Here is a 26,760-nt window from a genome sequence, read left to right as displayed (position 1 = left end):
TTAGACCTCCAGCATCCGCTCGAGGGCCAGCTCGGCGAGTCCCTTCTCCCTCGGGGCGACCTCGACGACGTTCCGCTCGTTCCCGTCGACCAGCTCCTCGAGCACCCACGTCAGGTAGTTGGGGTCGACCTGCCGCATCGCGTTGCAGTCCATGCAGGCGTCGCCGCACAGCGGCAGGACCTCCACCTCCGGGTGCCACCGCTGGAGGTGGTTCGTGAGGTGGATCTCGGTGCCGATGGCCCACGTCTCGCCGGGGTCGGCGTTCTCGACGGTCTCGCAGATGGTCGAGGTCGACCCGACGACGTCGGCGGCCTCGACGACCTCCCGGCGGCACTCGGGGTGGACGACGACGTTGGCGCCCTCGTGTTCGGCGCGGACCGCCTCGACGTGGCCCTCGGTGAACCGCTCGTGGACCTGGCAGTAGCCGTCCCAGAGGATCACGTCGGCGTCGGCCACCTCGTCGGCGTCCTTCGACTCGGGGTCCCAGGGGTCCCACTCGGCGGTCGAATCCGCCAGCCCGAGGCGGTGGGCGGTGTTCTCGCCGAGGTGCTTGTCCGGGAGGAAGAGCACCTTGTCGCCGCGCTCGAAGGCGTACTCGAAGGCGCGGTGGGCGTTCGAGGAGGTGCAGACCAGCCCGCCCTGCTCGGCGCAGAATGCCTTCAGGTCGGCGTAGCTGTTCATGTAGGTGATCGGGACGATATCGGTGTCGTCGTCGACCGCCGCGTTGAGTTCCGTCCAGGCGGCGTCGACCTGTAATGCCTCGGCCATCCCCGCCATCGGACAGGACGCCTCCATCGACGGCAGGACGACCGTCTGGTCGTCGTCGGTGATGATGTCCGCGGACTCGGCCATGAACGTCACGCCGCAGAAGACGACGTAATCGGCGTCCGCGTCGGCGGCCTCCTTCGAGAGCTGGTAGGAGTCGCCGACGAAGTCCGCGTGCTCGACGATCTCACGGCGCTGGTAGTTGTGGCCCAGGATGACCACGTCGTCGCCCAGAGCCTCGCGGGCCGCCTCGATACGCTCGGTACGGGCGGCTTCGTTCAATTCCCGATACTCCGGGGGTAACTGTTCCAGGTTGTCGTACTTGAAGAGGCTGAGGTCGGTCTCCAGGTCGACCGTTTCCATTTCGGGCATTGGTTGGGTACCTTGGGTTGGCCTAGCCAACGGACCCGACTATTGATAAAATTTTGTCTTCAATAAATCGGGACGGTGGGATATCTTCGATACAGTTGCCGATAGGGGGCGAAGCACCACTCGGAGAACGGCGCTGAGGGGAAAAGAACCGTCAGTCCCGGTAGACGACCTCGCCGTCGACGACCGTCATCGAGACGTCGATATCGGCGATAGCCTCGGGGTCGACTACCCACGGCGATTCCGCGAGCACGACGAGGTCGGCTCGCTTGCCCGGCTCGACGGTGCCGAAGCGGTCCTCGTCGTGGCCGGCGAAGGCGGCGCCGGACGTGTAGGCCCGCAGCGCCTCGGCCACCGACAGTCGCTGTCCCGATTCGGGCGCCGTGACGGTCTCCTGGACGCCGTAGAGGGGGTCCAGCGGCATGCAGTCGCTGCCGAACGCCAGCGGGACGTCGGCCGCCAGCACGTCCGCGAACCGGTTCGATGCCGCGGTCCGGTCCGCGCCGAGTCGCTGCTCGTAAAGTCCGTCCTCACGGGCCCACCGCAGGAAGTTCGGCTGCATCGACGCGACGGCGCCGGCGTCCTCGAACGCCGCGACGTCCGCCAGCAGTTCGGCATGCTCGATGCGGTGTCGCATCTCGGGGTCGTCCGGCAGGGCCGACAGGGCGACGTCGATGGCCTCGTCGCCGATCGCGTGGACGGCCAGCTGCAGGCCGAGGTCGTCCGCCCGCTCGGCGATAGCCGCCAGCTCCTCGGGATCGACCACCCACTCGCCGGTGCCCTCGCGGTCGGCGTACGGCTCCGAGAGCTTCGCGGTGCCGGCGCCGAGGGAGCCGTCGGTGAAGGTCTTCACCCCGCCGACCTCCACGTACTCGCCGCCGTGGTTCGTCGCCAGCCCCGTCTCCTCGACGGCGTCGAGATGGTCCGTCCAGTAGTAGAGCCGCACGCGGAGGTCCAGGTCGCCGTCGACGGCGAGGTCGCGGTACGCCGCCGGCGCGTCCGAGTGCCGGACCATGTCGTGAACGCCGGTGACGCCGAGTTCGTGGGCGCGGTCGCGAGCCGCCCGGACGAGCCGCCTGGTCTCCTCGCGGCCGGGCGCCGTCTCCATCCGCAGCAGTTCCGCGGCGTCCTCGGTCACGACGCCCGTCGGCTCGCCGTCCTCGCGCTGGACGCCATCTTCGGGGAGTTCGTCGGCGTAGCGGTCGAGGACGACCGAGTTGACCGACGCCGTGTGCAGGTCCTCGCGGAAGGCGACGACCGGGCGGGTCTCCGAGACGGAATCCAGTTCCTCGCGGGTGAGGTACTCGCCGGCGGGCCACGTCGACTCGTCGTAGCCGTAGCCGAGGATCCAGTCGTCCGCGGGGGCGTCCCGGAGCGCAGACAGTGCCGCCTCGCGGTCGGCCGCCGCCCCGAGGTCGGCGTGGACGACCCGCCGCCCGACGATCTCCATGTGGGTGTGCGCGTCGACGAAGCCGGGGAGGAGGACGCCGCCCTCGCAGTCGACGACGTCGGTGTCGACGCCCCGGAGGAACTCGATCTCGTAGGCCGAACCCACCCGGACGATCCGGCCGTCGCGGACGGCGACGGCCTCCTCCTGTTCGTCGGGCTCCCCGAGTGTGTGGACCTCGGCGTTCGTGAAGATGCGGGCCGCAGCGTCGGTCATACCGGACGGGCGGCCGCGACAGTATTCAATCCCGCCCTCGGCGGCCGTCACCGAGTGGGACCGAGGCCCTCGCCGGTCTGGATTCACCGCCCCCGGCTTCAGCCTCGACGTCGGTGGTGAGCAGTGGGCGCCCGAACCGGTCGTCTCCGATTCCTGGCATCTCCCCTTACTAGTCAGGTGTTCATTTGTTGCCCACTCGCCCACGAATTGTACCTGGAGTTCTACCATGCAAAACAGAAGAACCGTGCTGAAGGGCCTTGCGGGAGGTACAGTACTGCTGACAGCCGGCAGCGCCGCCGTGACCGGTGACAACCACGATTCGAACGGTGGGGGGAACGCGACCGAGGATTCGGAAGACGAGGCGAGCGGTCAAGAAGAGACAGGCGAACATGCGGAAGACCAGGCGCGGCTGCGCGTCGCGCACGGGTCGCCCGACGCGCCGGCAGTGGACGTTCTCGTCGACGGCGACGCGGTCGTCGAGGCTCTCGAGTTCCGCGGGGTCACCGACTACCTCGAGGTCCCGGCGGGCGAGTACACCGTCGAGGTGCAGCTCAGCGACGACGGCACGACCGTGTTCGGTCCGGTCGACGTCGAACTCGCCGCCGCGGACTACACCGCGGTCGCGCTCGGTGAGGCGACGTGTGACGACACCGAGTTCACCGTCTCGCTCTTCGAGGACACGAACGACGAGGACGTCGGCGACGACGAGGCCCGGGTGCGGGCGATCCACGCCTCGCCGGACGCGCCGGCCGTCGACGTGACCGTCGACGACGGGTCGCTCACGCTCTTCGAGGACCTCGAGTTCGGCGAGGCGAGCGACTACACCGTCGTTCCCGCCGGCAGCTACGAGGTGGAGGTACGCCCCGCCGACGGCTGCGAGACGGTCTTCGAGACGGACGTCTCGGTCGAAGGGGGCACCACGTACACGGTGTTCGCGGTCGGGTACGTCGACCCCGACAACGCGCCGACCGACGAGGCGTTCGGACTCGTCCCCACGGCCGACGCGACCGCGCAGTCCCACGACGAGGGCGGCGATTCCGAAGAGTAGGTGATCTTCCCGGTCGGCCCCGTCCAACCCCGAGACCCGCGACCGGCCTCGCGTCGGGACGGAAACCCTTAGTCGCGGGACCGCGAGTCGCCAGTATGGACGCCGAGGACCTCGCCGGACGGGTGCAGGACGGCGAGCTGCGCCTGCACGAACTCGAACAGCACGCCGACCCGGACGTCGCCGCCGAGGCCCGCCGCCTGCTCCTGACCGAGGAGACCGAGGCCGACCTCGACGCCGTCGGCGCCTACACCTTTGACGCCGCGGACGCCGAACCGAACGTCGAGAACATGCTCGGCGCCGCGCAGGTACCGATGGGCGTCGTCGGCCCGGTCCGCATCGACGGCGGGGCCGTCGACGGCGCGAAGTACCTCCCGCTGGCGACGACGGAGGGGGCGCTCGTCGCGTCGGTCAACCGCGGCTGTGCGGCCATCCGGGCCGCCGACGGCGCCACCGCGCGGGTGCTGAAGAACGCGATGACCCGCGCGCCGGTCTTCCGCGTCGCCGACGTCGGCGAGGCCAGCGAGGTCGCCTCGTGGGTCCGGGACAACGTCGGGACGCTGGCCGAGGCCGCCGAGTCGACGACGAATCACGGCGAGTTGCGCGACGTCACGCCGTACGTCGTCGGCGACAACGTCTTCCTCCGGTTCGCCTACGACACCAAGGACGCGATGGGGATGAACATGGCCACCATCGCGACGGAGGCCGCCTGCGACGTCGTGACCGACGAGACGCCGGCCGAACTGGTCGCGCTCTCCGGGAACCTCTGTTCCGACAAGAAGCCCGCGGCGGTCAACAGCGTCCAGGGCCGTGGCCGGACCGTCGCCGCGGACGTCGAGATTTCCCGGGACGTCGTCGAGAGCTACTTCAAGACGACGCCGGAGGCCATCGCGGAGGCCAACACCCGCAAGAACCACGTCGGCTCCGCGAAGGCCGGCTCGCTGGGGTTCAACGCCCACGCGGCGAACACGGTCGCGGCGGCGTTCCTCGCCACCGGCCAGGACATCGCCCAGGTCGTCGAGGGGAGCAACGCCATCACGACCGCCGACGTGAGGGACGGCGACCTCTACGCCAGCCTCACCATCGCGTCGCTGGAGGTCGGCACGGTCGGCGGCGGGACGAAGCTCCCGACGCAGGCGGAGTCGCTCGACGTGGTCGGCGTCCGCGGCGGCGGCGACCCCGCCGGCTCGAACGCCGACGCGCTCGCGGAGGTCATCTGCACTGCCGCGCTGGCCGGCGAGCTCTCCCTGCTCGGCGCGCTTGCCTCCGACCACCTCGCCTCCGCCCACGAGGAACTGGGGCGGTAGCCCCACCGGGAGTCACTCCTCGGTCTCGTCGGTCTCGTCGGTCCGTTCTGCGACCCGCTCGCTCGCGAGCAGCAGGAAGCCCGCCGCGAGCAGCGCCACCAGGGCGACGACGTAGAGGACGTCGCTGCCGACGTCGACGACGGCGAACAGCGCGACGGACGCGGCGAAGACGAGCCAGCCGGCGCCGGCACGGACCTCGCCGCCGCGGACGTGGACGCCCGCGGCGGCGACGAGCAGCAGCGCGCTCCCGCCGACGAACGCGGCGGTCGGCAGCCCGACGGCGACGTCGACGAGGAGCAGCGGCAGCAGCCCCGCGAGGACGAGCAGCCGGCTGTACTGCTTCGGGTCGCGGGCCACTTCAGAGCCTCCGGTAGACGCCGTCGGTGACGGTCACCTCGCCGGCGCGTTCGAGCTTCTCCAGGGTGCGCTCGACGTAGGACTCCGGGACGCCGGCGTCGGTCGCGTACGTAACGACGTCCTCGGCCGTCGGACGCTCCTGCTCGTCGAGGGCGTCGAGGACGACCTGCTTGCGGCTCCGCGAGCCCCCGCTCTGGGTCGCCCGCTCGCCGGCCTCGGAGACCTCGTCGGCGTCCAGTCCGGAGGCCGAGAGGAACTCCTCGTCGCTGACGCCGACGCCCTCGAGGTCGATCTCGTCGGGGTCGACGAACTCGCCGTCGTCGGAGCGCCGCGCGAGCATCGAACTGCGGACGCGGGCGGCGGCGTCGGAGGTCTCCGTCTCCGCGAACTTCTTCAGCTTCTTGAACTGGTGACGTCGTCCACACCGGCGACACTGCGTCGTCTCCGGGCGGTTCTCGACGATCCAGAGGTTGTGGCACTCCTTGCAGCCGACGACCGAGTACATCTCAGGCCTCCCGCCGGAGCCGTCGGACGACGAACTCCGTGTCCATCGCGGCGAGGAACGGCCCGAGCCGCGGCCCCTGGTCCTCGTCGAGGAACAGCCGGTAGCCGGCCCCGAAGAGGTCGCCGACCTCGACGTCTGCGGCCTTCGCCGTCTCGTATATCTCGCCCTGCAGCGTCTCGTCGTCCGGGTCCTCCGCCTCGACGAAGTCCGCGAGGTCCTCCAGCGCTGCGGCCACCTCGGGGTCGAACTCCACGGCGGGCAGCTCCTCGGCCAGCCGGTAGTTGAACTCGTTGTCCGTGCGGACCGCCCAGGCGCGGGCCTTCTCGATCCTGGCGAGGGCGGCGTCGATCTGCGCGTCGTCGGCGTCCTCCGGGAGGTGGCCGGAGCGGCGGGCCATCGTGACCCGGAGGTCGCGGTCGTCGGTCATCCCGAGGACGGCCGCGAAGGTGTAGGGGATGCGGACCGGCGGTTCGTCGGCGACCTCGTCGACGACCATCGGGTAGGCGCGCTCCGCGCGGCGCTGCTCGTCCTCGTCGGCCTCGACTTCGCCGTAGTAGACCCGCTCGAACCGGTCGAAGTCGTCGACGAGGCGGTCGATGCTGCCGACGTCGAAGTCCCGCTGCTTCTTGGGGTTCTTCGTGAAGAAGTAGCGCAGCACCTCGACCTCGAGGAGCTCGAGGACCTCCTCGACGGTGATGACGTTGCCCGCCGACGAGGAGAGGGCGTCGCCGTTGAGCGTGAACCACTCGTAGACCATCGGCACCGGCGGCTCGAAGTCGAAGACCTCGCGGGCGACCCGCTCGCCGGAGGGCCAGGAGCCCTCGGCGTGGTCCTTGCCGAACGGCTCGAAGTCGACGCCGAGGGTCAGCCACTGGGCGGGCCACTCGAAGCGCCAGGGGAGCTTCCCCTCCTGGAACGTCGCGGTGCCCTCGTGGCCGCAGCCCTCGATGGTGTCGTCGCCCGCGTCGACGTCCTCGCAGACGTACTCGACCGCCTCGCCGGCGAGGTCGATGGCGGTGATGGTCTCGGTGAGGTTGCCGCACTCCCTGCAGCGCGCGAAGAAGGGGACGTAGTCGTCGTCGACCTTGTCCTGGAAGTCACTCAGGACGTCGCGGGCGGTCTCGCGGTTCTCGAGGACGTGCCGGACGGCGTCGTCGAACTCGCCGGACTCGTAGAGGTCGGTGTTCGAGACGACGTCGATGGGGACCCCGACGGCGTCGGCCGCCCGACTGAGCAGTTCCGTGAAGTGGTCGCCGTAGGAGTCACAGCAGCCGAAGGGGTCCGGGATGTCCGTGTAGGGGCGCCCGAGGTTCCGGCCCAGGGCGCCGGCGTCGACCTCGCCGAGGCCGACGACGTTCCACTCGAGGTCCGCGAGCTTCCGCGGGAGCTTCCGGAGGCGGTCCCTGTCGTCCGTGGTGAACACCTGCCGGACCTCGTGGCCGCGGTCGCGCAGCGCCTCGGCGACGAAGTACCCCCGCATGATCTCGTTGAAGTGCCCGAGGTGGGGGACGCCGGAGGGCGAGACGCCGCCCTTGATCACGATGGGCTCGTCGGGCTCTCGACTCGCGGGTCGTCCGTCCCCGCTCGTCCCTTCCGTCGCCTCACCCCGTTCGGCGACGCGTGCCTCTACCTCGTCCGCGGCGGCGTCGGCCCAGAACGGCCGGTGCTCGCCGGTACCGAGGTCGTAGAGGCCGTCAGTCATCGGGGACGACCTCGGTGCCGTCGAACGCGCCTTCGACGGCGGCGACGATCCGCTCGGGGTCGGTGCCGTCGAGGACGACCGCGCGGAGCCCCGACCGCTCGATGATCTTCGTCGCCAGCAGGTCGACCGGGGCGTTCGAGCCGGCGGTGGTCTCGATGGAGGAGATGACGTCGACCAGTTCGCTGGCGGAGAGGGTGTCGAACCGCTCGGCGTCGTCGTCGACGTTCGGGTCCGCGGAGAAGACCCCGGGAACGCTCGTGGCGTACACGAGAAGGTCCGCCTGGACCATCTCGGCGAGCATCGCGGAGACGGCGTCGGTGGTGTGGCCGGGGACGGTCCCGCCCATGACGGCGACCTCGCCGCGGCGGAGCGACGCGCGGGCGGCCTCGTGGGTCTCGGCGGGCTCCGGGGTCGCCGAGCTCTCGAGGGCGGTGACGAGGAGACGAGCGTTCAGCCGCGTCACGTCGATGCCGAGGGCGTCGAGGTCGTACTCGGTGGCGCCCAGGTCCCGCGCCGTGCCGATGTACTGCCGGGCGACGTCGCCGCCGCCGACGACGACGGCGACCTCGTGGCCGTCGGCGACCAGTTCGTCGATGGCGGCCGCGTGTTGCTCGACCCGGTCGGCGGCGAGGTCCGGTGCGAGGACGCTCCCGCCGATAGAAACGACTACTCTCATTGCGTCCAGGTTGCCGGGTTCCGCTCTTAAGGGTTGTCAAGACCGCCGACACCTACAAGCGCCCTCGGACGAAGGAACGGGTATGTACGCGTTCGCGGTCCTCGGGGACGGCGCCGAGGACGCACTCGAGCGGCTGCTCCCCGAACTCGACGGCCGGGTCGGGACGGTTCGCGTGGGAGCCCGGAGCACCGACGGCGGCGTGGCTGCGGTGCACGGAGACACCGAGTACGTCCTCGACGACGGCTGGCGGGCCTCCGGCGACGGCCTCACCCTCGGAGAGACCCTCGACAGGCTGGCGCCGAACCACGACTACGCCGCAGTGATCGGCACCGCGGATGGGGACCTCCCCGCAATCGTCGTCGACGGCCACCCGGACGACCAGGCGGAGCCCCTCGTGGCGGTCGACGACGCGGCGGACCTCGATGCGGATGCCGTGGTCGACACGATCCGTGCGACGGAACCACACGAGACTCTCGAGTCTCTCGTCGCCGACATCAAGCGGTCCTCGAAGGCCGACTACGCCGGCGCCATCGCCACGTTCACCGGCCGCGTCCGCGCGAAGGAGGACGCCGACGACGAGCGGACCCGCTTCCTGGAGTTCGAGAAGTACGAGGGCGTCGCCGAAGAACGGATGCGGACCATCGAGTCGGAACTCGAGGAACGGGACGGCATCCTCGACGTGCGCCTACACCACCGTACGGGGCGCATACCGGACGGCGAGGACATCGTGTTCGTCGTCGTGCTCGCCGGCCACCGCAGGGAAGCGTTCCGGGCTGTGGAGGACGGTATCGACCGTCTGAAGGACGAGGTGCCCCTCTTCAAGAAGGAGGTGACGGAGGGGGACACCTTCTGGGTCCACGAGCGCGAGGAGGCGCGCGGCGGCAGCGAGTGAAGGTCCGAACCGGCAATATATTCCTGCAGAAACCGGTGCCTGTCGCATTGGAAGGGTAGAACATCCGCTCTTTATCTATGTCCTACTCTCGCGGAACGGATGGATTAGAACGCTTCGTAAAAGGTCTCGAGGACTCTGCGTCGTTCGTGAAAGGTGCCTTTTCCGACGATTTAACCCGAATTGTTGCAAAGCAGCCCTAATATTCCCTCCTTTATATACTCATCCGGGGGGAAGGAGCGGTCGAGGTGTCAGAGATGAGCGCAACAACGGAACCCGCCACGGAAAGCAAGGAATCGCGTCTCCGGAACTACCTGCGTCAGCGCGCCGAGGACGGCGAGGTGTACATCAAGAGCAAGTTCATCGCCGACGACGTCGGCCTCTCGCCGAAGGAGATCGGCGCGCTGATGGTCAAGCTCTGCGATTCCGCCCACGAACTCGAGATCGAGAAGTGGTCGTACACCTCCGCGACCACGTGGCGCGTCTCCCGCCCGTAACACGGGTCCCGACTGACACCGGTGTCAGCTGTCCGGCCTCCCGCAGTACCGTCCTCCGACAGGGGATTTATCCCCGTCAATCCCGTTCTCGCAACTGATGACCACCGTCGAACCGGTGTCGGGCCTCGACGGTCCGCCGCCGGAGTCGCTCCGGCCGGCCTTCCGCGTCACCGAGATAGCGGAGGACGACGGCACGCTCGTCTACTACGGCCGTCCACAGACCGAGTACCGGCGACTCGAGCAGCAACTGTGGCCCCTCTTCCGGGAGTACGGCTACGAGGTGCGCCTCGACGTCGTCTCGGACTCCGAACCCGACCCCATCACCGGGGTCGCGGTGAGCGAACAGCGGCAGGCCCTCGTCGCCGAGCCCCGCAGCGTCGGCGTCGACGGCGTCCCCTGGACGAACATCGTGATGCTGCTGGCGACCATCGTGACGACGCTGTACGCCGGGACGATCTGGTACTACGAGCAGCCCATCGAGGGGCCGCTCGACCTCCTGGCGGGCTGGCCGTTCGCCGCGGCGGTCCTCGGCGTCCTCGGCGTCCACGAACTGGGCCACTACGTCCTCTCGCGGTACCACGACGTCCAGGCGAGCCTCCCGTACTTCATCCCCGTGCCGACGTTCATCGGGACCTTCGGCGCCGTCATCAAGATGAAGGGCCGCATCCCGAACCGGAAGGCGCTGTTCGACATCGGCGTCGCGGGGCCGCTCGCCGGCCTGGTCGCCGCGGTCGTCGTCGCCGTCGTCGGCCTCCACCTGGACCCGATCACGGTCCCCGAGCGGGTGCTGACCGACGAGAGCGCCATCGAACTCGAACTGGGCTACCCGCCGCTGCTGGAGTTCATCGCGTGGGCCACGGGCGAAAAGCTCCGGTACGCCGACCCGACCCTGGCGGCCAACCCCGTCATCTTCGGCGCCTGGGTCGGCCTGTTCGTCACGTTCCTCAACCTCATCCCCGTCGGCCAGCTCGACGGCGGCCACATCGTCCGGGCGATGTTCGGCGAGCGCTCCGAGACCGTCGCGGCGCTCGTCCCCGCCGGCCTCTTCGGCCTCGCCGGCTACCTCTACCTGTTCACCGACGTCAGCCCGAACGCCCCGTTCCTCTGGACGTTCTGGGGACTCATCGCGCTCGGGCTGGCATACGTCGGCCCGACGACGCCGGTCTTCGACGAACCGCTCGACCGCAAGCGGATGGCGATCGGCGCGCTCACGTTCGTCCTCGGCCTCCTCTGTTTCACGCCGGTCCCCATCGAACTCGTCAGTGGGTGAACCCCCGGTCCTCCAGGGGTTCACCGTCCATCGTCACGCCATCGTCGGTCACCGTCCCGATCCTGCTGATCTGGACCGGCGTCTCGTCCATCGCGCGTTCGACGTCCGTCTCGGGGACCGTGAACACTAACTCGAAGTCCTCGCCGAAGTGGAGGCCGAGCTCCCGACGCTGGGCGTTGTCGTCCACCACAACGCCCACAGATGGGTCGACCGGGACGGCGTCGTACTTGACGGCGAACCCGCAGTCGCTGGACTCCGCGAGCTGGTGGAGCGACCGGGCGAGCCCGTCGCTCGAGTCCATCATCGCCGTGGCGTAGGGGGCCAGGACCCGTCCCGTCTCGACGCGCGGCTCGAACCGGAAGAGGTCGTTGGCCCGCTCGGCCTCGCCGTCCTCGAACAGTCGGACCGCGGCACCGCTGCGTCCGAACGTGCCGGACACGCAGACGGCGTCGCCGGGCGACGCACCGGACCGCAGCACCGGGTCGTCGGTCCGCCCGACGGCGGTCGTCGCGACGGTGAACTCGTCGTGGCCGTCCAGGTCGCCGCCGACGTACTCGGCGTCGACCGCCTCGCAGACGTCCGTACAGCCGCGGAGGAACCCCTCGAGTTCGTCGTCGCGGAATTCGGGGGCGCCGTAGGCGGCGACGGCCGCCCGCGCGTCGGCGCCCATCGCCGCGACGTCGGAGAGGGAGGCCGCGACCGCGCGCCACCCGGCGGTGTAGCGGGTCGTTCCCCCGGGGAAGTCGGTCGACTCGTGGAGCATGTCCGTCGTCACGACGAGGTCGTCGACGACCGCGCAGTCGTCGCCCGCGGCCTCGACGTGCCCGCCCACGAGCGAGAGCGCCGCCCGTTCGTCCATACGCGGGGCCACGCCACGCGTCGTCAAAGGGCCATCGGTGCGTTGAAGCGGCCGACGGTCGACCCCTCGAGTATGGACCTCGACGCCCGGGCGACCGCGGCCGGCTTCGTCGGTGCGATCGTGGTGCTCGCGATTCTCGCGGTGCTCGTCGGGGTGGAGAAACTGGTCGACGCGCTGTCGATGGCCGACCCCGCCACCGTCGCCGCCGTCGTGGGCATGGCCGTCGTCTGGCTGACGGCCTGGGCCTTCGCGCTGCGGGCCGTCCTCCGCGCCCTCGACGCGTCGATCTCCCGGCTCTCCGTGATCGCGGTCTACGCCGGCGCACTGTTCGCCAACAACGTCACGCCGTTCGGCCAGGCCGGCGGCGAACCGATCAGCGCGCTGCTCATCTCCGAGGCCGCCGGCACCGAGTACGAGACCGCGCTCGCGGCCATCGCCAGCGCGGACTCGCTGAACTTCGTCCCGTCGACGGGACTGGCGCTGGTCGGCGTCACCTACTTCTCTGTGGCCGCGGCCGCGGGTGACCGACTCCAGTACGCGACCGTCGCCGTCGTCGCGATGGCGGTCGCACTCCCCGTCGTCGGTTACCTGGCCTGGACGAACCGCACCCGGCTGGAACGCGCCGTCGACGGGGCGATCACGCCGCTGGCCCAGACCGTCGGGCGGCGCGTCCCCCGACTCGAGGCGCCGAGCGAGGGCGCCGTCGCGGCCCGCATCGACGGCTTCTTCCGCGCCATCGAGGCCGTCGCCACCGACCGGTGGACGGTGCTGATCGCCTTCGGCTTCTCGACCATCGGGTGGGCCGCCCAGGCCGTCGCGCTGTGGCTGTCGCTGCAGGCGGTCGGCGTCGCGGCGCCGTTCGCGGCCGTCCTCGTGGCCGTCCCGGTCGGCGCCATCGCCGGCGTCACGCCGCTGCCGGGCGGGCTCGGCGGCGTCGAGGCGACGCTGGTCGCGCTCCTCGTCCCGCTGGCCGGCGTCAGTGCCGCGACGGCCGCGGCGGCGGTCGTCCTCCACCGCGGGGCCATCTACTGGCTCCCGACGCTCGTCGGCGGCGGCGTCGCCTCGGCGCTCGGCGCCGGCCGCGTGTGAGCGCGTCACGCCCGTTCCGGGGGAGACCAACAGCGTTAAACGCCGGCGTGGGGAATCGGGACGTAATGACGACGCTATTCGACGTGCCCGCCGAGGACCTCATCGAGGCGGTCGCCGAGGAGATCGCGGACGAGCTTGACGAGCCCGAGTGGGTCGCCTTCGCGAAGACCGGCAAGGGGCGGGAACTGCCGCCCGAGCAGGAGGACTTCTGGGCGCGACGCTCCGCCAGCCTGCTCCGGAAGGTCGCCGTCGACGGCCCCGTCGGCGTCCAGCGACTCAAGACGGCCTACGGCGACTCGGAGAACGGCACGACCCGATACCGGGTCCGTCCCCCGAACCAGAAGGACGGCTCCGGCAACGTGATCCGGACGGCCCTCCAGCAGCTCGAGGAGGCCGGCTACGTCGAGACGAACAAGGGTCGCGGCCGAACCGTCACCGGCGAGGGCCGCGCCCTCCTGGACGAGACCGCCGAGGAGCTCATCGAGGAGCTCGACCGCCCCGAACTCGAGCGGTACGCGTAGGACCGCCGTTCTCACCTCTCTCGTTCGCACCGCCCAGCAGCGGCGCTATCGGACGGGTGGGTCTTCTGGGCCCGGACGGTGGGCCGTCAGCGAGAAGTGGAATCCAGTTCGACGAGCGAGAGCTCCCCGGATGACTCGACGAGTGAGATGAGTTCGTCGGTGTCGATGGGCTTGGTGAGGTAGGCGTCGACGCCGAGGTCCGACGGGACGACGGAGTCGGGGTCGCGCATCGACCCGGTGAGCACGACCGTGAAGACGTCGACGGTGTCGGCCTCCCCGTTGAGCCGGTCGACGATCTCGTCGCCGGTCCCCTTCGGGAGGTGCCAGTCGAGGAAGACGACGTCGGGGGACGGTTCCTCGGCGTAGTCGCCGCGCTGATGGACGAAGTCGAGGGCCGCGTCGATGGTCGAGACGTGGTGGATGGGGTTGGTGATGTCGACCTCAGAGAGGTGCTCCTGGAAGAGGCGGGCGTCGCCCGGGTTGTCCTCGACGACGAGGAGCTGGGCCTCGGCTCCACCTTTCTCGATCTGACGCCTCATTACCTTCCATATTAGGACGCCACTTTAAGTGTCTTTCCTATAGGTTCGTTGAAGTGTTCCCGGATTCTACTTCGTCCCCCGCCGACGGAAAGTGAGACGAACGACGCCGGTGATCCGTCCGGTCCTGGACGGTACTGCGCGCGCTCCACGGGGTCGCCGCCCGGAGCGGTCGTCCGTAACGATTTTTCAGGCGCGGCCGTAATGGAGGGGTATGAGTGGCGAACCTACGGACGAGGAACTCGACGAGCTTCGACAGAAGAAGATGGAGCAGCTGAAGGAACAGCAGGGCGGCGAGGGCCAGTCGGAGGCCGCCGAGGCCCAGCGCCAGCAGGCCGAGGCCCAGAAGAAGGCGATGCTGCGGAAGGCGCTCACGGACGGGGCCCGCCAGCGGCTCAACAGCGTCCAGATGTCGAAACCGGAGTTCGGCGAGAAGGTCGAACAGCAGATCGTGGCGCTGGCCCAGAGTGGCCGGCTGCAGGGGAAGATCGACGAGGAGAAGATGAAGGAACTCCTCCAGGAGATGAAACCCGACTCCCAGAGCTTCGACATCAAGCGCCGATAGATGGAGTGCGGACTGCTGTTCAGCGGGGGGAAGGACTCGTCGCTGGCCGCCCTGTTGCTCGAGGAGTTCTACGACGTGACGCTCGTCACCGCCCACGTCGGCGTGACCGACGACTGGGAGCACGCGCGCGAGGCGGCCGAGTCCCTCGGCTTCGCCTTCGAGGCGATCGAACTCGACGGCGACGTCGCCGACGAGGCCGTCGAGGTGATGCGCGAAGACGGTTTCCCGCGGGCGGGCATCCAGCAGGTCCACGAGGCGGCCCTGGAGGCCGTCGCCGCGGACTACGACGTCGTCGCCGACGGCACTCGCCGGGACGACCGGGTGCCGACGGTCTCGCGGGCGGTCGCCCAGAGCCTTGAGGACCGCCACGGCGTCGACTACGTCGCGCCGCTGTCGGGGTTCGGCCGCGGCGCGGTCGACCGACTCGTCGAGGAGAACCTGGTCGTCGAGTCGGGGCCCAGCGAGGCGATCCCGAAGGGCGACTACGAGACCGAACTCAGGGCGCGCATCCGCCAGCGGTGGGGCGAGTCGGTCGTCGACGAGGTGTTCCCGGACCACGAGCAGACGCGGGTCGTCGGCCGCGCCGGTCCCGACGCCTGACCGGGATTCGGTCACCGCCGGTCGCCGGGGACAGGCGCACACCTTTTTGCCGTGCCGTGTCGTACCATGCTCCATGAAGTTCGTCATCGTGGGTTACGGTCGCGTCGGGATGCGGACCGCGAACATCCTCACGACGGAGGGCCACGAGGTGGTCATCGTCGATGTCGACCCGGAGAAGGCCCAGCGGGCGCGGGACGCCGACCTCGAGACCGTCGAGGGCGACGGCGCCGACGAGCGAGTCCTCGAACAGGCGGGCCTGGACGACGCCGACGCGCTGGCGGCGCTGACCGCCGACCTCAACGTCAACTTCACGGCCTGCATGATCGCCAACGGCCACGGCTGCCGGACGGTGCTCCGCATCGACGAGGACTACCGCCAGGAGATCTACGAGAAGTACGCGGCCGACGTCGACGAGGTCGTCTACCCCGAGCGGATGGGCGCGGCCGGCGCCAAGACCGCGCTGCTGGGCGGCGACCTGAACGTGCTTGGCGACCTCACGGAGTACCTCACGGCGACGAGTATCGACATCCCGTCGGGGTCGCCGGTGGTCGGCCAGCGCGTCGTCGAGCTGGAGCTGCCGGGCGACGCGCGCGTGTACGCCCACGGCCGCAGCAAGGAGCCGATGACCATCCCGATGCCGCAGACCGAGATCGAGGCCGGCGACCGCGTGGCGCTGATCGCCGAACAGACGTCGCTCGAGGACGTCCGGACGATGCTGACCGGATAGCGCGGCGGGGGAGCCCGTTCCCGCCGCTCCGTGCGTGAAAAGCCTGGGCGCGCGATGGGGAGGATGGGGAAATTTGAGGCCGTCGATGCGCGCCCACCGATAGAGAGGGTCCACCATCACATAAATCCGCGTCAGACGGACGTGTGACCGACGGCGCGCGCCGCCGTTCGTCGCCGGACGCGACCCGTTCGTGACTCCTCTGGTAACCGCATCCGTTTGCCCGGAACGGCGTCCGCAAGCCGTGACGGTTGCTGGAAAGCGACATACGGCTCGGGTTCCACCCTCGCGTATGGCGACTGTCGAAGCCGTCGGCCGCGGGTTCGCCCTCGACGCCGGCGAGGTGACCGGCGCGATCGGGGACTCCATCACGGTGCTCCCGCTGGTCGTCGCGCTCGGTTTACTGACGCCAGCGTCGCTGCCGCACGTCCTGCTCGGATTCGCCGTCTTCCAGGTCGTCTGGGGCGTCGCCTACGGCCTGCCGCTGTCGGTGGAGCCGATGAAGGCCCTGGCCGGCCTGGCCATCGCCGGCGCGATCGGGTACGGCGACCTCGTCGCGGCGGGACTGCTCGCGGGCGTCCTGTTGCTGGTCGCCGGCCGCGTCGGCGCCCTCTCCGAGATTGCCAGCCTGGTCGGCGAGCCGGTCGTCCGCGGCGTCCAGTTCGCGGTCGCCTGCCTGCTGGTCGTCGCCGCGGTCGACCTCGTCGTCGCCGCGCCGGGCGTCGCCGCCGCCGGGGTCGGCCTCGCCGCCGCCGTCGCCGTCGTCTCGCGCCGCGCCGTCGCGCTCGTCGTGCTCGCCGTCGGCGCGGCGTGGGCGGGGGTCGCCACGGGCGTCCCGACGCCGACGCTGCCGGCGCTCGCACTCTTCTCCAGCGGCGGTCCCACCGTCTCGCTCGGCGCCGCCGAGGGGCTGGCGGCCCAGCTGGCGATGACGGTCGGCAACGCCGCCGTCGCGACGTCGCTGCTGCTCTCTGACCTCTACGACGCCGACGTCTCGCCGGACCGCCTCGCCGAGAGCATGGGCGCGATGAACCTCGCGGCGGTGCCGCTGGGGGCGCTGCCGATGTGCCACGGCTCCGGCGGCCTCGCGGGCAAGCACGCCTTCGGCGCCCGGTCGGCGACCGCGAACCTGCTGGCCGGCTGCCTCTACGCAGGCCTCGCGCTCGCCGCCGGCCTGCTCGTGGCGTTCCCGGTGGCGCTGCTCGGCGTGCTGCTTGTCGTCGTCGCGGCCTCGCTGGCGCGGGTCGCGCTGTCCTCGACGGGTCGGCCGTGGCTCGTCGTCGCGATCGGCGGGCTCGCGGTGGCGACGAACGTCGGCGTCGCCTTCGTCGCCGGCGCGGCCTACTGGCACCTGCGCGGGTGACTCCCGCGCGCTTTAGTGCGTCGGCGGCCTGCCTCCCGGTATGTCGTGGGCCGAACTCTTCGAGCGGGCGGCCGAGTACGAGGTGTCGACCGAGGACGTGACCGCGGCCCTGGGAGCGCGCCGCGATGGATAGCGACCGCGAGGTCGACCACGGTCGGATCGTCGCGGACGCTGACGTCCTCGCCGCGGACCTGCTGGTCGGCGGCGCGGCGCGGGACGCCCTCGACCACGTCCGGCGACACTCCTGGCTCGACTTGGTCGCGACCGGGCCGCTGCTCGACGACGCCGAGGCGGTCGTCGCGGACCTTGCCGGGGCCGACCTGGCGGACGACTGGCGAGCGCGGTTCGACGAGGTCGCCGTCGTGGTCGACCAGCCGGAGGGCGACCACCCCGCGCTCGCGGCGGCCTACCGGGGCGGGGCCGCCCACGTCGTCTCGATGGACGAGCGCCTGCAGAGCCCGGCGGCCGGGGCGAACCTCCGGGGCGCGATGGACGTCAGCGTTCGCTCGCCGGACGCCTTCGCGACCGTCTTCGACCCCGCCGGCTTCTACGAACTCCTGTTCGACGACGAGTACCCCGGGCCGGACCGCGACCCGCGAGCGTGACGGCCGCCGCCTCGGCGGTCGGGCGTGTTGCGGTCCACGGCCCTCGAGATCACACCCGCGCGAGCACCCACAGCGCGGCGGCCCCGCCGAAGAGGATGACGAACCAGTAGCTCGTCAGCCGGTAGACGGTGGTGACCGCCAGCGCCTGGTCGCCCGAGAACGCCAGCAGCGCGGTCAGTAGCGCCACGAGCGTCCCCTCGATGGCGGCCAGCCCGCCGGGCAGCGGCGTCGACCCCGCGATGACCGCGATGGGGACGAGGAAACAGACCAGCAGCAGCGGCACCTCGAGGCCGAGGGCAAGCCCCGAGAAGTACAGCGGCAACGCGAACAGCACCCAGCCGACGTAGGCGTACCCGACGGCGACCAGGAGCGCCCGCGGGGACTCCCGGATGACCTCCAGGGACTCGTAGAGGTGGCCGATGCGCCGGTCGACGGTCTGGGCGTCGTAGCGCTTCGTCCGGCTCGTCAGCGAGCCCACGCCCCGGACGATACCCCGGCGGACGGTCCGGCGGTACCGCCAGGCGAGGACGATGGCGGCCGGCATCACGACCGCGAAGGCCACGAGCAGGTACGCGAACACCTCGAGGCCGTCGGGCAGGTCGGCCTGCCACGTCAGGTACCCCAGGCCGACCAGGCCGACGTTGAGGAAGGGGAGCATCCGGAGGATGTCGGCGATGACGACGCTCGCGAGGCTCTCCTCGAAGTCGGCCTCGGTGTCCCGCGAGAGGATGAACGCGATGAACGGCTCGCCGCCGGCCTGCCCCATCGGGGTGACGTAGTTCGCGAACGTCGCCGCGAAGAACGTCACCACGAGCTTCGGGTAGGGGACCCGGACGCCGACCGCCGAGAGGACGATCTGCCAGGTCTTCCCCCAGGCGAACAGACAGAGGACGGTCGAGACGAGTGCGGCGAGGACCCACCACGGGTCGGCCATCCGGAGTCGGGTGAGAGTGGCCTCCCAGCCGACGACCGCGCCCAGCAGGTAGATGAGCACGACGGCGACGGCGAACCCGAGTGCGATCTTCAGGGCCGTCCGGCGGTCGAACATCCAGCCCGCGGCGCCCCTGCCGGCGTCTGTCACGGTCGCACCCACTCGGGGACCGGTGTAGTCGTTTGGGGAAACGACCGCGTGTCGAGCGGAGCGGTCGAGTGTGCCGCCCGCTCAGGCACCGATCTTCGTCACCTGGTACCACTCGCCCTCCCAGGTGAGGTAGTACTCGAGGAACGACTTCACGGTGAGGGCGCCGTGGCCGAAGTACACCAGCGGCACCAGGCAGATGGCCCACGTGGGCCGGCCGACGTGGCCGTCCAGGTAGTCGCGGATCCAGACCGACCCGACGACCGAGAGGACGCAGGCGTAGGGGACCAGGAACGCCGACTGGACGTCGAGCAGGAGCAGCAGCGGGACCTGCGACATGAACACGAGCAGGAACGCGCCGGCGACGAGCGCGCCGGCGGCCCGGCCGATCGAGAGGACGTCGCCGGGGCCGACCTCGCCGTTGAGTGCCTCCTCGATCCGCGAGTGGAACACCTGGACGTGGCCGATGCGCCAGCGCTTGCGCTGCCCCCAGAGGTCCCGGACCGTGTGCGGGGCCTCCATCGTGTTCGCACAGCTGCGGTCGCGGGTCACCGTCAGGTCCCCGCGGTAGCACTTGTGGGAGAAGTCGATGTCCTCGGTGAGCTTGTCGTCGTAGCCGCCGACGGACTCGAAGGCCTCGCGGGTGAACGCCGTCGAGGAGCTCTGGCAGTGCGTGAAGCCGAACAGCTCGCCGGCCGCGTAGCCCGTCTGGACGACGAGCCGCTCGCAGTACGCCAGCGTCTCGACGACGCCGGTCGGCCGCGGGATGCGGCGACCCTGGAAGACGTCTGTGCCGCCGAGGAGCTCCTCCATGGCGACGGCCAGGAACGGCGCGGAGACGCGCTCGTCGGCGTCGAAGACAGCGAAGTAGTCCGCCTCGGAGCGCTCGACGGCGTAGTTGATGGCCTTGGCCTTCGACCCCGGGTCACCGTTGACGAGGCAGGTGACGTCGTCGTGCCGCTCGGCCAGGGTCTCCGCGACGGCCGTCGTCTCCGGGTCGTCGGGTTCGACGACGACGGTCACCGACACGGGGCCGTAGTCGCTGTCGAGCAGGCTCTCGACGCAGATGTCGACGACGCCGGCGTCGCGGTACGCTGGCACGAGCGCGTTCATCGTCAGGCCGTCGGTGATGCCGCGGTCGCCGCCGTCGCGCCAGACGTCCCAGACGACGTAGACGCCCGTGACGACGACGAAGGCGGTGAAGACGCCGACGGTCACCTGTCCCTCGAAGAACGAGTAGTGGACGGACAGGGATTCGATAGTCACCGTGTAGATCTCCATCCCGGAGATCACACCGAACATCAGCAGGCTACTGATGCCGAAGACGGTCCCCACGAACTCGGTGATGCGCAGGGGGGAGGGCGACATGGTATTCATAAGTTAACGGTCCAGTAATCAACGTTACGTATTTCGCGACTGAGTTTGTCGCCAGTGTTTTATATATCGTGTGGTATCGGGTCGGTCACGACCGCCCCTGGTACCACTCCGCGAACTTCGCGAGCGCGCGACCGCGGTGGGAGATGGCGTTCTTCTCGGCGGCGCTCATCTCGGCGAAGGTCCGGCCGTCGTGCTCGAAGATGGGGTCGTAGCCGAACCCGCCGTCACCCCGTGGCTCGACGATGGTTCCCGGGACGGCCCCCGTGAACAGCTTCACCGGGGCCACGCGCGCGTCTTCGGCGCCGTCGCCGCCGGCGACCGTCTCGTCGGTCGTCGCGGTCGCGCGATCCTCGGCCGCGAGGTCCTGGCCCCGCCGCTCGCCGGTGTCGACCGGCTCGGGGGAGGCCTCGAAGGGGTCGCCGTCGCAGTAGGCGATGACGCAGCGGAACTGCGCGCCGGTGGCGTCTTCGCGGCGGGCCAGGCGGCCGACCCGCTCGACGCCGAGGGTGTCCTCGACGTACGCCGAGTACGGCCCCGGGAAGCCGTCGAACCCCTCGAGGTAGAGGCCGGCGTCGTCGACGACGACCGGTTCGCCGGCGTAGTCGTAGGCCTTCCGGGCGCCGTAGGCGGCGACGGCCTCCAGGGAGTCGGCCTGGATCTCCGGGTAGTCGTAGTCGAGTGCGGCCACCTCCTCGAGGTATTCCTCGGCCTCCCGGACCTTCCCTTCGTTCGTCGTCACGTACCTGAGCATGCGCGGCGGTAGCCGCGCCGGCGGAAAAGTCCCTCCGGTAGCGCCTCGAGTCGACCCGGAAACTTATGCGCGTGTGAACGTTACACACGGACGATGACCGACGCGGACGCCGACGAGATCCGGGACGTGCTGCTGGAGCACTCGGACCACCAGGCGGTCCGGAACGTCTTCGGGGCGCACACCGACCGTGGGTCCGCGACGCTCGCCGACTACGTCGAGACGATGCGGACGACGGAGGGGGCCGTCGCCCTGGTTGCCAGCGAGGGCGCCGGCGAGATCTACGCCCGCTGGGACGGCCGCGGCGGCCGCTTCGAGCACATCACCATCTGGCCGCCGTGGACCATCGGCGGCTACGAACACACCGACAGCGGCGGCCTCGTGGCGTTCCTCGAGGAGAAGGACGAGGTGCGGCCGACGCTCCACGACTACACGCCGTTCGCCGACCAGCAGGTGCTGTCGGGGCTCTCCCACCGCCTGTGGCCCTGACCGCAGGCCGCTCCCTCAGACGCTCCGCTCGAGGACGAGGCCGCTGGCACCGACCGCGAGGTCCGGCGTCCCGGTCGCGACGGCGGTGAGGTTCTCGCCGGTCGGTGTGTCGTTCTGCTGCCAGTCGCCGCCCGACAGCTCGAAGACCGTCCCGCCGCCGCCGACGGTGTAGCCCTCGCCGGCCTCGGTCTCGACGTCCTGCAGGTCCGCATCGCCGAGGCTTTCGGCGGTCCACTGGCTGCCGTCGTAGGTCAGCACCGTCGCGTTCCCGCCGCTGACGCTGACGTCGTCTCCGGCGTCGCTGTCGAGGCCGTAGAGGCTCACGTCGGCGTCCTCGACGCCGATCGGGTCCCAGGTGACGCCGTCGGTGGTCTCGAAGACGCGGCCGTTCGAGTCGACGACGTGGCCCGAACAGCGGTCGTTGAAGTCGATGGCCTCGAGGCTGGCGCCGCTCCCGGGCGTCACTGAGCCCCAGGTGCCCTCCTCGCCGTTCTCGAAGCTGTAGTGGACGGCCCCGGAGTCGCCGGCGACGTAGACGTACGCACCGTCGGCGCTCTCGGTGACGCCGACGTCGTTGAAGTTCTCGGTGACGTCGTTCGGCGACGACCGGTCGACGAGGTCGCCCGTGACGACGTCGTACTCGCCGATGGCCCCGCTGCCGCCGACCACCCAGAGCTGCCGGCCGTCGTCGGTGGTCGCGGCGCCGTAGAGGTCGTTGCCGTTGCCCGTCGGACCGCCCTCGGCGGCGGTCTCCCAGCCGGCCTCGGTACGCTCGAGGACGATTCCGCCGTCGCCGACCGCGTGGGCGTTCGCGGCGGTGTGTGCGACGTCGTGCAACGTGCTGTCGACCGGCGTCTCGGCGACCGTCCAGCCGCCGGACTGGGCCGAGGCCGGGCCGACCGCCCCGACCGCGGCGCCCGCGAGCGATCCGCCTGCGATCTTCAGCGTGGACCGTCGAGTGTACCGTAACATCGTCGGACCCGTATCGCGGACGACAGAAGAAAGTCGGTAGAATCGAAGCCGACTCCAAGTTATCCGCGGTCAACCGACACGTTCCGATTGATTAGTGGGGAAAAGGTGGACAGATGTTGGTAAATCCAGAGTAAATTCGAGGTAATCGAACAAGAGAGCACGAGCACTCGACCCTCGATAGCTCGACATCGGGAAAACGCGCGGAACGAGAGGAGGCCCGTCAGTAGAAGGCGATCGGCTTGCCGGGCGCGTCGTCGGTGGAGACCTTCTCGAGGGCGTCGTCGAAGTCGCGGCGTTCGACCTCGGTGCGGCCGTCGCGGATCGCGAACATGCCGGCCTCGGTGGTGAGGCTCTCGAGTTCCGCGCCGGAGAAGCCGTCGGTCTCGTCGGCCAGGTCGGCGAGGTCGACGTCCTCGTCGAGGTTCATCTTCCGGGAGTGGATGCGGAGGATCTGCTCGCGGCCCTCCTCGTCCGGTTCGGGCACCTCGATGAGGCGGTCGAAGCGACCGGGCCGGAGGATGGCGCGGTCGAGCATGTCGAAGCGGTTGGTCGCGGCGATGATGGAGATGTCGCCGCGCTGGTCGAAGCCGTCCATCTCGGAGAGCAGCTGCATCATCGTCCGCTGGACCTCGGCGTCCCCGGAGGTCTTCGACTCGGTTCGCTTTGAGGCGATGGCGTCGATCTCGTCGATGAAGATGATGGCTGGCTCGCGCTCGGCGGCCAGTTCGAAGAGGTCGCGGACGAGGCGGGCGCCCTCGCCGATGAACTTCTGGACCAGCTCGGAACCGGCCATCTTGATGAAGGTCGCGTCGGTCTGGTTGGCGACGGCCTTCGCCAGCATCGTCTTCCCGGTCCCCGGCGGGCCGTGGAGGAGCACGCCCGTCGGCGGCTCGATGCCGACCTTCTCGAACTTCTCGGGGTTGGTCAGGGGGTCCTCGACGGCCTCGCGGACCTCCCGGATCTGCTCTTCGAGCCCCCCGATCTCGTCGTAGTGGACGTCGGGCTTCTCGGAGATCTCCATCGCCTGGGCGCGGGCGTCCGTCTCGGAGTCGAGGACGGTCTGGATGGCGAAGGAGTCGTTGATGGCGACGCGGTCGCCGGCCTCCAGCTTGTCGTACAGGCGTGGCGAGACGTCGGTGAGCACCTCCTGGTTGTTGCCATGCTGCTTGAGGAGGACTTGGTCGTCGGTGAGTTCCTCGACGGTCGCGAGGTACAGCGAGGAGGTCTTCAGGGCCTCGTTCTCTTCCTGCAGGTCCGAGACCTCCTCTCTGAGTTCCGACTTCCGTTCCCTGGCGGTCTCCAGCTGGTCCGCGAGCTCCTCGTGGACCCTGGAGACGTCGACGTAGTGGTCCCGAAGCGCGGCCAGCCGCTCTGAGTCCGACATCTCGGCGTCGAGGTCGAGCGTCGGCCGGTCGGGTAACGAGGGACTATGCGACATTGGTTGTCGGGTGATAGGCGTTGGAGCCTAAAAGTGACTTTGGGTGTGGGAGATGCTTGCGGTACACTGTACCACACCGCCCGCCCGGGATTCCGGCCTACCGGAGCGACTCGTACTCGCCGACGAGGTCGTCGTAGGTCTCGATGGCCGACTCGACGGGTTCGGGCGACGACATGTCGATGCCGGCCGTCTCGAGCAGTTCCAGCGGGTAGCCGCGGGAGCCCGAGCGGAGGAACTCGCGGTAGTCGGCCGCCGCGTCCTCGCCCTCCTCGCGGATGCGGTCGACGATGGCGACGGCGGCGCTGATGCCGGTCGCGTACTGGTAGACGTAGTAGGCGCGGTAGAAGTGCGGGATGCGCATCCACTCGCGGCCGATGCGGTCGTCGACGTCGGCCGGCTCGTAGTAGTCCGCCTTGAGCCCCTCGTAGATGTCGTCGAGGCGGTCGGGGGTGAGCGCCTCGCCGGCCTCGCTGACCTCGTGGGCGCGGTGCTCGAAGGACGCGAACATCGTCTGGCGGAACAGCGTCGACCGGAACCGCTCGAGGTACTCGTCGAGGACGTGCCGGCGGAACCGCTCGTCCTCGACGGTCTCCAGCAGGTGGTGGGTGAGCAGCGCCTCGTTGACCGTCGAGGCCACCTCGGCGACGAAGATCTCGTAGCCCGAGTAGACGTAGGGCTGCTCCTCGCTGGTCAGCTCGGAGTGCATCGAGTGGCCGAGCTCGTGGGCCAGCGTGTACATCGACGAGATGTCGTCCTGGTAGTTCATCAGGATGTACGGCTGGCTGTCGTAGGTGCCGCCGCTGTAGGCGCCGGACTGCTTGTTCGCCGTCTCGTAGACGTCGACCCAGCGGGACTCGAGGCCCTCGGCCATCCGCTCCTGGTAGGCCTCCCCGAGCGGCTCGACGGCGTCGACGACGTACTCCTTGGCCTGCTCGTACTCCAGGTCGGGGCTCTCGCCGCCGGCCAGCGGCGCGTAGACGTCCCACATCTTCAGCTCGTCGACGCCGAGGCAGTCGCGCTTCAGGTCGGCGTGGCGGTGGAGGACGTCGAGGTCCGACTCGACGGTGTCGACGAGCGTGTCGTAGACCTCGACGGGGACGTTCGGGCCGTCGAGAGCGGCTTCCCGCGCCGAGTCGTAGTTCCGGGCCGCCGCGAGCTTCAAGTCGGCCTTCACGCTGTTCTTGTAGGCCGTCGCGATGGAATTGCGGTAGTCGGCCCACTCGTCGTAGAACGTCTCGTAGACCTCCCGTCGGAACTCGCGGTCGGGGTGCTTCTGGAGTTTCGTGAAGTTCGACAGCGTGATCCGCCGGGGCTCGCCGTCGGGATCGTCGACCGCCGGGAACTCCATGTCTGCGTTCGTCAGCATGTTGTAGACGTCGCCGGCGGCGCCAGTCACCTCACCGAGGTCGGCCAGCAGCTCCTCGATCTCCGCCGAGCGGGTGTGCTCCTTCATCCGGAGCGTGTCCTCGAAGTAGTGCTCGTACTCCGCCAGGTCGGGGTTCTCGTCGACGAACTCGTCGATGGTCTCGCGGTCGACCCCCTGGATCTCCGGCTCGATGAAGCTCGCCGCGCTCGAGGCGTCGGCGGCCAGCGACTGCGAGCGGGCCGCCAGCGCCTGGTACTGCTGGTCGGTCGTGTCCTCGTCGCGACGCATCCGCGCGTACGCGGCCACGTTCGAGACCTCCCGCATGATGGACTCCCGCAGCTCCAGGACCTCCTGGAGCGTCTCGGCGTCCTCGGTGACCCGTCCCTCGTAGGCCTCCAAGTCGTCCAGCCGCTCCTCGACGCGCTCGTAGGCCGCCTCCCACGCCTCGTCGTCCGCGAAGAGATCCGAGAGATCCCAGGTGTACGCCTCGTCGATGTCGCCGCGCTCCGGAACCGAACTCATGGCCCCGGCTACGGCGGCGCCGCTCCTAAACCCGTCGTCACCGGTCTCCGTTTTCCGCCACCGGCGCGTCCGGCGCCAGCGACCCGGCGACCCGGGCGCCCGACAGCCGCTCGCGCCGCCGCCGCTCGAACACCTCGCGGGCGCTGGCGGCCGCCTCCTCGTCGACGGCGAAGTCGACGGACGGGTACCGGACGTCCATCAGGACCAGCGGTTCGGGAGGCGCTGGCGGGATGCCGTCGCCCCCAGAGAGAGGTTCGTCGGAGAGCGCGCGGTCGAGGAACCGGACGTCGCGCTCGCCGGTGGCGATCAGCTCCAGGGCCGAGACCAGCCGCCGGACGAGCTGTCGGGCGAACCCGCTGGCGCTGCAGTCGACGACGAAGAACTCGCCGTCCCGTTCGACGGCCATCGTCAGGTCCCGTTCGGTCCCCGTCTCGTCGGGCGTGAAGTTGTGGAAGTCGTGGGTCCCGGAGAGACGCTCTGCGGCGGTCCTCGCTCGCTCGATGTCGGTATCCGCAGCGTACAGGAAGTATCGGTAGCGCCGCTCGACGGCGTGGTGCGTCGCGTGGAAGGACCCGTCGACGTCGGCGTGGGCCCACGCCCGGACGTCGGCGGGCAGTTCGCCGTTGAACGCCCGCGGCGTCAGCCACGCCGGGGTCTCGAAGGCGACCGTCTGGGCGCGCGCCGAGACGCCGGCGTCGGTCCGGCCCGCAGCGGCGTACCCGGTCGGCGCGCCGTCGACTTCGACCTCCAGATTCAGGTCCCGGAGCGCGTCGAAGACCGCGTCCTCGACCGTCTCGCCGTGCGGCTGCCGCTGGAACCCGCGGTACCCCGTGCCGTCGTAGGCGAGTCGGAAAGCGCGCATG

General features: G+C 69.9%; 28 protein-coding genes. 13 read left to right on the top strand and 15 right to left on the bottom strand.

The window, feature by feature from the left end; translation table 11 throughout:
* A complete protein-coding gene (nadA, locus tag HWV07_RS16930; protein WP_178335447.1) occupies positions 1-1,137 on the bottom strand; it encodes a quinolinate synthase NadA in 1,137 nt (378 codons plus the stop codon).
* A 151-nt stretch (positions 1,138-1,288) separates the two neighbouring features.
* On the bottom strand, positions 1,289-2,797 hold the full coding sequence (locus HWV07_RS16925) for an amidohydrolase (protein WP_178335446.1): 1,509 nt from the start codon (positions 2,795-2,797) through the stop codon (positions 1,289-1,291).
* 226 nt (positions 2,798-3,023) lie between these two features.
* Here HWV07_RS16925 and HWV07_RS16920 point away from each other — a divergent pair, with 226 nt between their 5' ends.
* Together HWV07_RS16920 and hmgA are read left to right on the top strand one after the other, a co-directional pair.
* Positions 3,024-3,845, top strand: a complete 822-nt coding sequence (locus HWV07_RS16920; protein WP_178335445.1) for a DUF4397 domain-containing protein — start codon at positions 3,024-3,026, stop codon at positions 3,843-3,845.
* Between the two features lie 95 nt (positions 3,846-3,940).
* Complete coding sequence (gene hmgA, locus HWV07_RS16915) at positions 3,941-5,149, top strand: hydroxymethylglutaryl-CoA reductase (NADPH) (protein WP_178335444.1); 1,209 nt, start codon at positions 3,941-3,943, stop codon at positions 5,147-5,149.
* A 12-nt stretch (positions 5,150-5,161) separates the two neighbouring features.
* Here hmgA and HWV07_RS16910 read toward each other — a convergent pair whose 3' ends face one another.
* Genes HWV07_RS16910 through pyrH form a run of 4 tightly spaced genes read right to left on the bottom strand, consistent with a single transcriptional unit; the run spans position 5,162 to position 8,389 of the window.
* A complete protein-coding gene (locus HWV07_RS16910) occupies positions 5,162-5,506 on the bottom strand; it encodes a hypothetical protein (RefSeq protein ID WP_178335443.1) in 345 nt (114 codons plus the stop codon).
* Between the two features lies 1 nt (position 5,507).
* Positions 5,508-6,011 carry a DUF5817 domain-containing protein gene (locus HWV07_RS16905; protein WP_178335442.1) on the bottom strand — a complete coding sequence of 168 codons (504 nt, stop codon included), beginning with the start codon at positions 6,009-6,011 and terminating at the stop codon, positions 5,508-5,510.
* 1 nt (position 6,012) lies between these two features.
* Positions 6,013-7,713, bottom strand: coding sequence for a lysine--tRNA ligase (gene lysS / locus HWV07_RS16900; protein WP_178335441.1), 1,701 nt, complete (start codon positions 7,711-7,713; stop codon positions 6,013-6,015).
* Positions 7,706-8,389 carry a UMP kinase gene (gene pyrH, locus HWV07_RS16895; RefSeq protein WP_178335440.1) on the bottom strand — a complete coding sequence of 228 codons (684 nt, stop codon included), beginning with the start codon at positions 8,387-8,389 and terminating at the stop codon, positions 7,706-7,708. The genes lysS and pyrH overlap by 8 nt, the downstream gene beginning before the upstream one ends.
* An 82-nt stretch (positions 8,390-8,471) precedes the next feature.
* On the opposite strand from pyrH, the gene HWV07_RS16890 reads away from it, so the two are divergent.
* The 3 genes from HWV07_RS16890 to HWV07_RS16880 all read left to right on the top strand — a co-directional run bounded on the left by HWV07_RS16890 (position 8,472) and on the right by HWV07_RS16880 (position 11,045).
* Positions 8,472-9,281, top strand: a complete 810-nt coding sequence (locus HWV07_RS16890) for a molybdopterin synthase (RefSeq protein ID WP_178335439.1) — start codon at positions 8,472-8,474, stop codon at positions 9,279-9,281.
* 254 nt (positions 9,282-9,535) lie between these two features.
* Positions 9,536-9,775, top strand: coding sequence for a DUF7123 family protein (locus tag HWV07_RS16885; RefSeq protein WP_178335438.1), 240 nt, complete (start codon positions 9,536-9,538; stop codon positions 9,773-9,775).
* 97 nt (positions 9,776-9,872) lie between these two features.
* On the top strand, positions 9,873-11,045 hold the full coding sequence (locus HWV07_RS16880; protein ID WP_178335437.1) for a site-2 protease family protein: 1,173 nt from the start codon (positions 9,873-9,875) through the stop codon (positions 11,043-11,045).
* Here HWV07_RS16880 and thiL read toward each other — a convergent pair.
* On the bottom strand, positions 11,035-11,904 hold the full coding sequence (thiL, locus tag HWV07_RS16875) for a thiamine-phosphate kinase (RefSeq protein WP_178335436.1): 870 nt from the start codon (positions 11,902-11,904) through the stop codon (positions 11,035-11,037). The genes HWV07_RS16880 and thiL overlap by 11 nt on opposite strands.
* Before the next feature lie 72 nt (positions 11,905-11,976).
* Here thiL and HWV07_RS16870 point away from each other — a divergent pair, with 72 nt between their 5' ends.
* Positions 11,977-12,993: a lysylphosphatidylglycerol synthase transmembrane domain-containing protein gene (locus HWV07_RS16870; RefSeq protein WP_178335435.1), complete on the top strand. Its 1,017-nt coding sequence runs from the start codon at positions 11,977-11,979 to the stop codon at positions 12,991-12,993.
* 65 nt (positions 12,994-13,058) lie between these two features.
* A complete protein-coding gene (locus tag HWV07_RS16865; RefSeq protein ID WP_178335434.1) occupies positions 13,059-13,514 on the top strand; it encodes a 30S ribosomal protein S19e in 456 nt (151 codons plus the stop codon).
* 86 nt (positions 13,515-13,600) lie between these two features.
* Here the strand turns inward: HWV07_RS16865 and HWV07_RS16860 are convergent, their stop codons facing one another.
* Positions 13,601-14,053 (bottom strand): response regulator, encoded by a 453-nt coding sequence (locus HWV07_RS16860; RefSeq protein WP_178335433.1) that lies wholly within the window; start codon positions 14,051-14,053, stop codon positions 13,601-13,603.
* A 211-nt stretch (positions 14,054-14,264) separates the two neighbouring features.
* Here HWV07_RS16860 and HWV07_RS16855 point away from each other — a divergent pair, with 211 nt between their 5' ends.
* The 5 genes from HWV07_RS16855 (at position 14,265) to HWV07_RS16835 (ending at position 17,907) form a co-directional block, all read left to right on the top strand.
* Positions 14,265-14,615, top strand: a complete 351-nt coding sequence (locus HWV07_RS16855) for a DNA-binding protein (protein WP_178335432.1) — start codon at positions 14,265-14,267, stop codon at positions 14,613-14,615.
* Positions 14,616-15,215, top strand: a complete 600-nt coding sequence (locus HWV07_RS16850; protein WP_178335431.1) for a DUF7411 family protein — start codon at positions 14,616-14,618, stop codon at positions 15,213-15,215.
* 73 nt (positions 15,216-15,288) lie between these two features.
* The gene (locus HWV07_RS16845; RefSeq protein WP_178335430.1) at positions 15,289-15,942 is read left to right on the top strand and encodes a potassium channel family protein; all 654 of its coding nucleotides are present in this window, start codon (positions 15,289-15,291) and stop codon (positions 15,940-15,942) included.
* 289 nt (positions 15,943-16,231) lie between these two features.
* Positions 16,232-17,302 (top strand): putative sulfate/molybdate transporter, encoded by a 1,071-nt coding sequence (locus HWV07_RS16840; protein ID WP_178335429.1) that lies wholly within the window; start codon positions 16,232-16,234, stop codon positions 17,300-17,302.
* 125 nt (positions 17,303-17,427) lie between these two features.
* Positions 17,428-17,907: a DUF7384 family protein gene (locus HWV07_RS16835; protein ID WP_178335428.1), complete on the top strand. Its 480-nt coding sequence runs from the start codon at positions 17,428-17,430 to the stop codon at positions 17,905-17,907.
* 49 nt (positions 17,908-17,956) lie between these two features.
* Here HWV07_RS16835 and HWV07_RS16830 read toward each other — a convergent pair whose 3' ends face one another.
* From HWV07_RS16830 to HWV07_RS16820, 3 genes are all read right to left on the bottom strand, one after another.
* Complete coding sequence (locus tag HWV07_RS16830) at positions 17,957-18,988, bottom strand: lysylphosphatidylglycerol synthase transmembrane domain-containing protein (protein ID WP_211694158.1); 1,032 nt, start codon at positions 18,986-18,988, stop codon at positions 17,957-17,959.
* Positions 18,989-19,069: 81 nt separating this feature from the next.
* On the bottom strand, positions 19,070-20,353 hold the full coding sequence (locus tag HWV07_RS16825) for a glycosyltransferase family 2 protein (RefSeq protein WP_178335427.1): 1,284 nt from the start codon (positions 20,351-20,353) through the stop codon (positions 19,070-19,072).
* A gap of 94 nt (positions 20,354-20,447) precedes the next feature.
* Positions 20,448-21,113, bottom strand: coding sequence for a non-canonical purine NTP pyrophosphatase (locus HWV07_RS16820; protein WP_178335426.1), 666 nt, complete (start codon positions 21,111-21,113; stop codon positions 20,448-20,450).
* A gap of 93 nt (positions 21,114-21,206) precedes the next feature.
* On the opposite strand from HWV07_RS16820, the gene HWV07_RS16815 reads away from it, so the two are divergent.
* Positions 21,207-21,599, top strand: a complete 393-nt coding sequence (locus tag HWV07_RS16815) for a hypothetical protein (RefSeq protein ID WP_178335425.1) — start codon at positions 21,207-21,209, stop codon at positions 21,597-21,599.
* A gap of 15 nt (positions 21,600-21,614) precedes the next feature.
* Here the strand turns inward: HWV07_RS16815 and HWV07_RS16810 are convergent, their stop codons facing one another.
* The 4 genes from HWV07_RS16810 to truA form a co-directional block, all read right to left on the bottom strand.
* Entirely contained in the window at positions 21,615-22,571 is a 957-nt protein-coding gene (locus HWV07_RS16810; protein WP_178335424.1) for a beta propeller repeat protein, read from the bottom strand.
* 220 nt (positions 22,572-22,791) lie between these two features.
* Entirely contained in the window at positions 22,792-24,009 is a 1,218-nt protein-coding gene (gene pan2 / locus HWV07_RS16805) for a proteasome-activating nucleotidase Pan2 (protein ID WP_178335423.1), read from the bottom strand.
* Between the two features lie 97 nt (positions 24,010-24,106).
* Complete coding sequence (gene pepF, locus HWV07_RS16800; RefSeq protein WP_178335422.1) at positions 24,107-25,897, bottom strand: oligoendopeptidase F; 1,791 nt, start codon at positions 25,895-25,897, stop codon at positions 24,107-24,109.
* A gap of 37 nt (positions 25,898-25,934) precedes the next feature.
* A complete protein-coding gene (gene truA / locus HWV07_RS16795; protein ID WP_178335421.1) occupies positions 25,935-26,759 on the bottom strand; it encodes a tRNA pseudouridine(38-40) synthase TruA in 825 nt (274 codons plus the stop codon).
* Position 26,760 lies beyond the last annotated feature (1 nt).

The organism is Natronomonas salina (assembly GCF_013391105.1).
Classification (GTDB): domain Archaea; phylum Halobacteriota; class Halobacteria; order Halobacteriales; family Haloarculaceae; genus Natronomonas; species Natronomonas salina.
This window is presented reverse-complemented; position numbering and strand designations above follow the sequence as displayed.

Coding starts and splice junctions, on each gene's coding strand:
- HWV07_RS16925 (WP_178335446.1), bottom strand. CDS start 2,797: ATGACCGACGCTGCGGCCCGCATCTTCACGAACGCCGAGGTCCACACA.
- HWV07_RS16835 (WP_178335428.1), top strand. CDS start 17,428: ATGGATAGCGACCGCGAGGTCGACCACGGTCGGATCGTCGCGGACGCT.
- pyrH (WP_178335440.1), bottom strand. CDS start 8,389: ATGAGAGTAGTCGTTTCTATCGGCGGGAGCGTCCTCGCACCGGACCTC.
- HWV07_RS16880 (WP_178335437.1), top strand. CDS start 9,873: ATGACCACCGTCGAACCGGTGTCGGGCCTCGACGGTCCGCCGCCGGAG.
- truA (WP_178335421.1), bottom strand. CDS start 26,759: ATGCGCGCTTTCCGACTCGCCTACGACGGCACGGGGTACCGCGGGTTC.
- HWV07_RS16890 (WP_178335439.1), top strand. CDS start 8,472: ATGTACGCGTTCGCGGTCCTCGGGGACGGCGCCGAGGACGCACTCGAG.
- nadA (WP_178335447.1), bottom strand. CDS start 1,137: ATGCCCGAAATGGAAACGGTCGACCTGGAGACCGACCTCAGCCTCTTC.
- HWV07_RS16920 (WP_178335445.1), top strand. CDS start 3,024: ATGCAAAACAGAAGAACCGTGCTGAAGGGCCTTGCGGGAGGTACAGTA.
- HWV07_RS16820 (WP_178335426.1), bottom strand. CDS start 21,113: ATGCTCAGGTACGTGACGACGAACGAAGGGAAGGTCCGGGAGGCCGAG.
- HWV07_RS16840 (WP_178335429.1), top strand. CDS start 16,232: ATGGCGACTGTCGAAGCCGTCGGCCGCGGGTTCGCCCTCGACGCCGGC.
- HWV07_RS16865 (WP_178335434.1), top strand. CDS start 13,059: ATGACGACGCTATTCGACGTGCCCGCCGAGGACCTCATCGAGGCGGTC.
- HWV07_RS16825 (WP_178335427.1), bottom strand. CDS start 20,353: ATGTCGCCCTCCCCCCTGCGCATCACCGAGTTCGTGGGGACCGTCTTC.
- HWV07_RS16905 (WP_178335442.1), bottom strand. CDS start 6,011: ATGTACTCGGTCGTCGGCTGCAAGGAGTGCCACAACCTCTGGATCGTC.
- HWV07_RS16810 (WP_178335424.1), bottom strand. CDS start 22,571: ATGTTACGGTACACTCGACGGTCCACGCTGAAGATCGCAGGCGGATCG.
- HWV07_RS16855 (WP_178335432.1), top strand. CDS start 14,265: ATGAGTGGCGAACCTACGGACGAGGAACTCGACGAGCTTCGACAGAAG.
- HWV07_RS16815 (WP_178335425.1), top strand. CDS start 21,207: ATGACCGACGCGGACGCCGACGAGATCCGGGACGTGCTGCTGGAGCAC.
- HWV07_RS16850 (WP_178335431.1), top strand. CDS start 14,616: ATGGAGTGCGGACTGCTGTTCAGCGGGGGGAAGGACTCGTCGCTGGCC.
- hmgA (WP_178335444.1), top strand. CDS start 3,941: ATGGACGCCGAGGACCTCGCCGGACGGGTGCAGGACGGCGAGCTGCGC.
- lysS (WP_178335441.1), bottom strand. CDS start 7,713: ATGACTGACGGCCTCTACGACCTCGGTACCGGCGAGCACCGGCCGTTC.
- HWV07_RS16870 (WP_178335435.1), top strand. CDS start 11,977: ATGGACCTCGACGCCCGGGCGACCGCGGCCGGCTTCGTCGGTGCGATC.
- HWV07_RS16845 (WP_178335430.1), top strand. CDS start 15,289: ATGAAGTTCGTCATCGTGGGTTACGGTCGCGTCGGGATGCGGACCGCG.
- pepF (WP_178335422.1), bottom strand. CDS start 25,897: ATGAGTTCGGTTCCGGAGCGCGGCGACATCGACGAGGCGTACACCTGG.
- thiL (WP_178335436.1), bottom strand. CDS start 11,904: ATGGACGAACGGGCGGCGCTCTCGCTCGTGGGCGGGCACGTCGAGGCC.
- pan2 (WP_178335423.1), bottom strand. CDS start 24,009: ATGTCGCATAGTCCCTCGTTACCCGACCGGCCGACGCTCGACCTCGAC.
- HWV07_RS16860 (WP_178335433.1), bottom strand. CDS start 14,053: ATGAGGCGTCAGATCGAGAAAGGTGGAGCCGAGGCCCAGCTCCTCGTC.
- HWV07_RS16885 (WP_178335438.1), top strand. CDS start 9,536: ATGAGCGCAACAACGGAACCCGCCACGGAAAGCAAGGAATCGCGTCTC.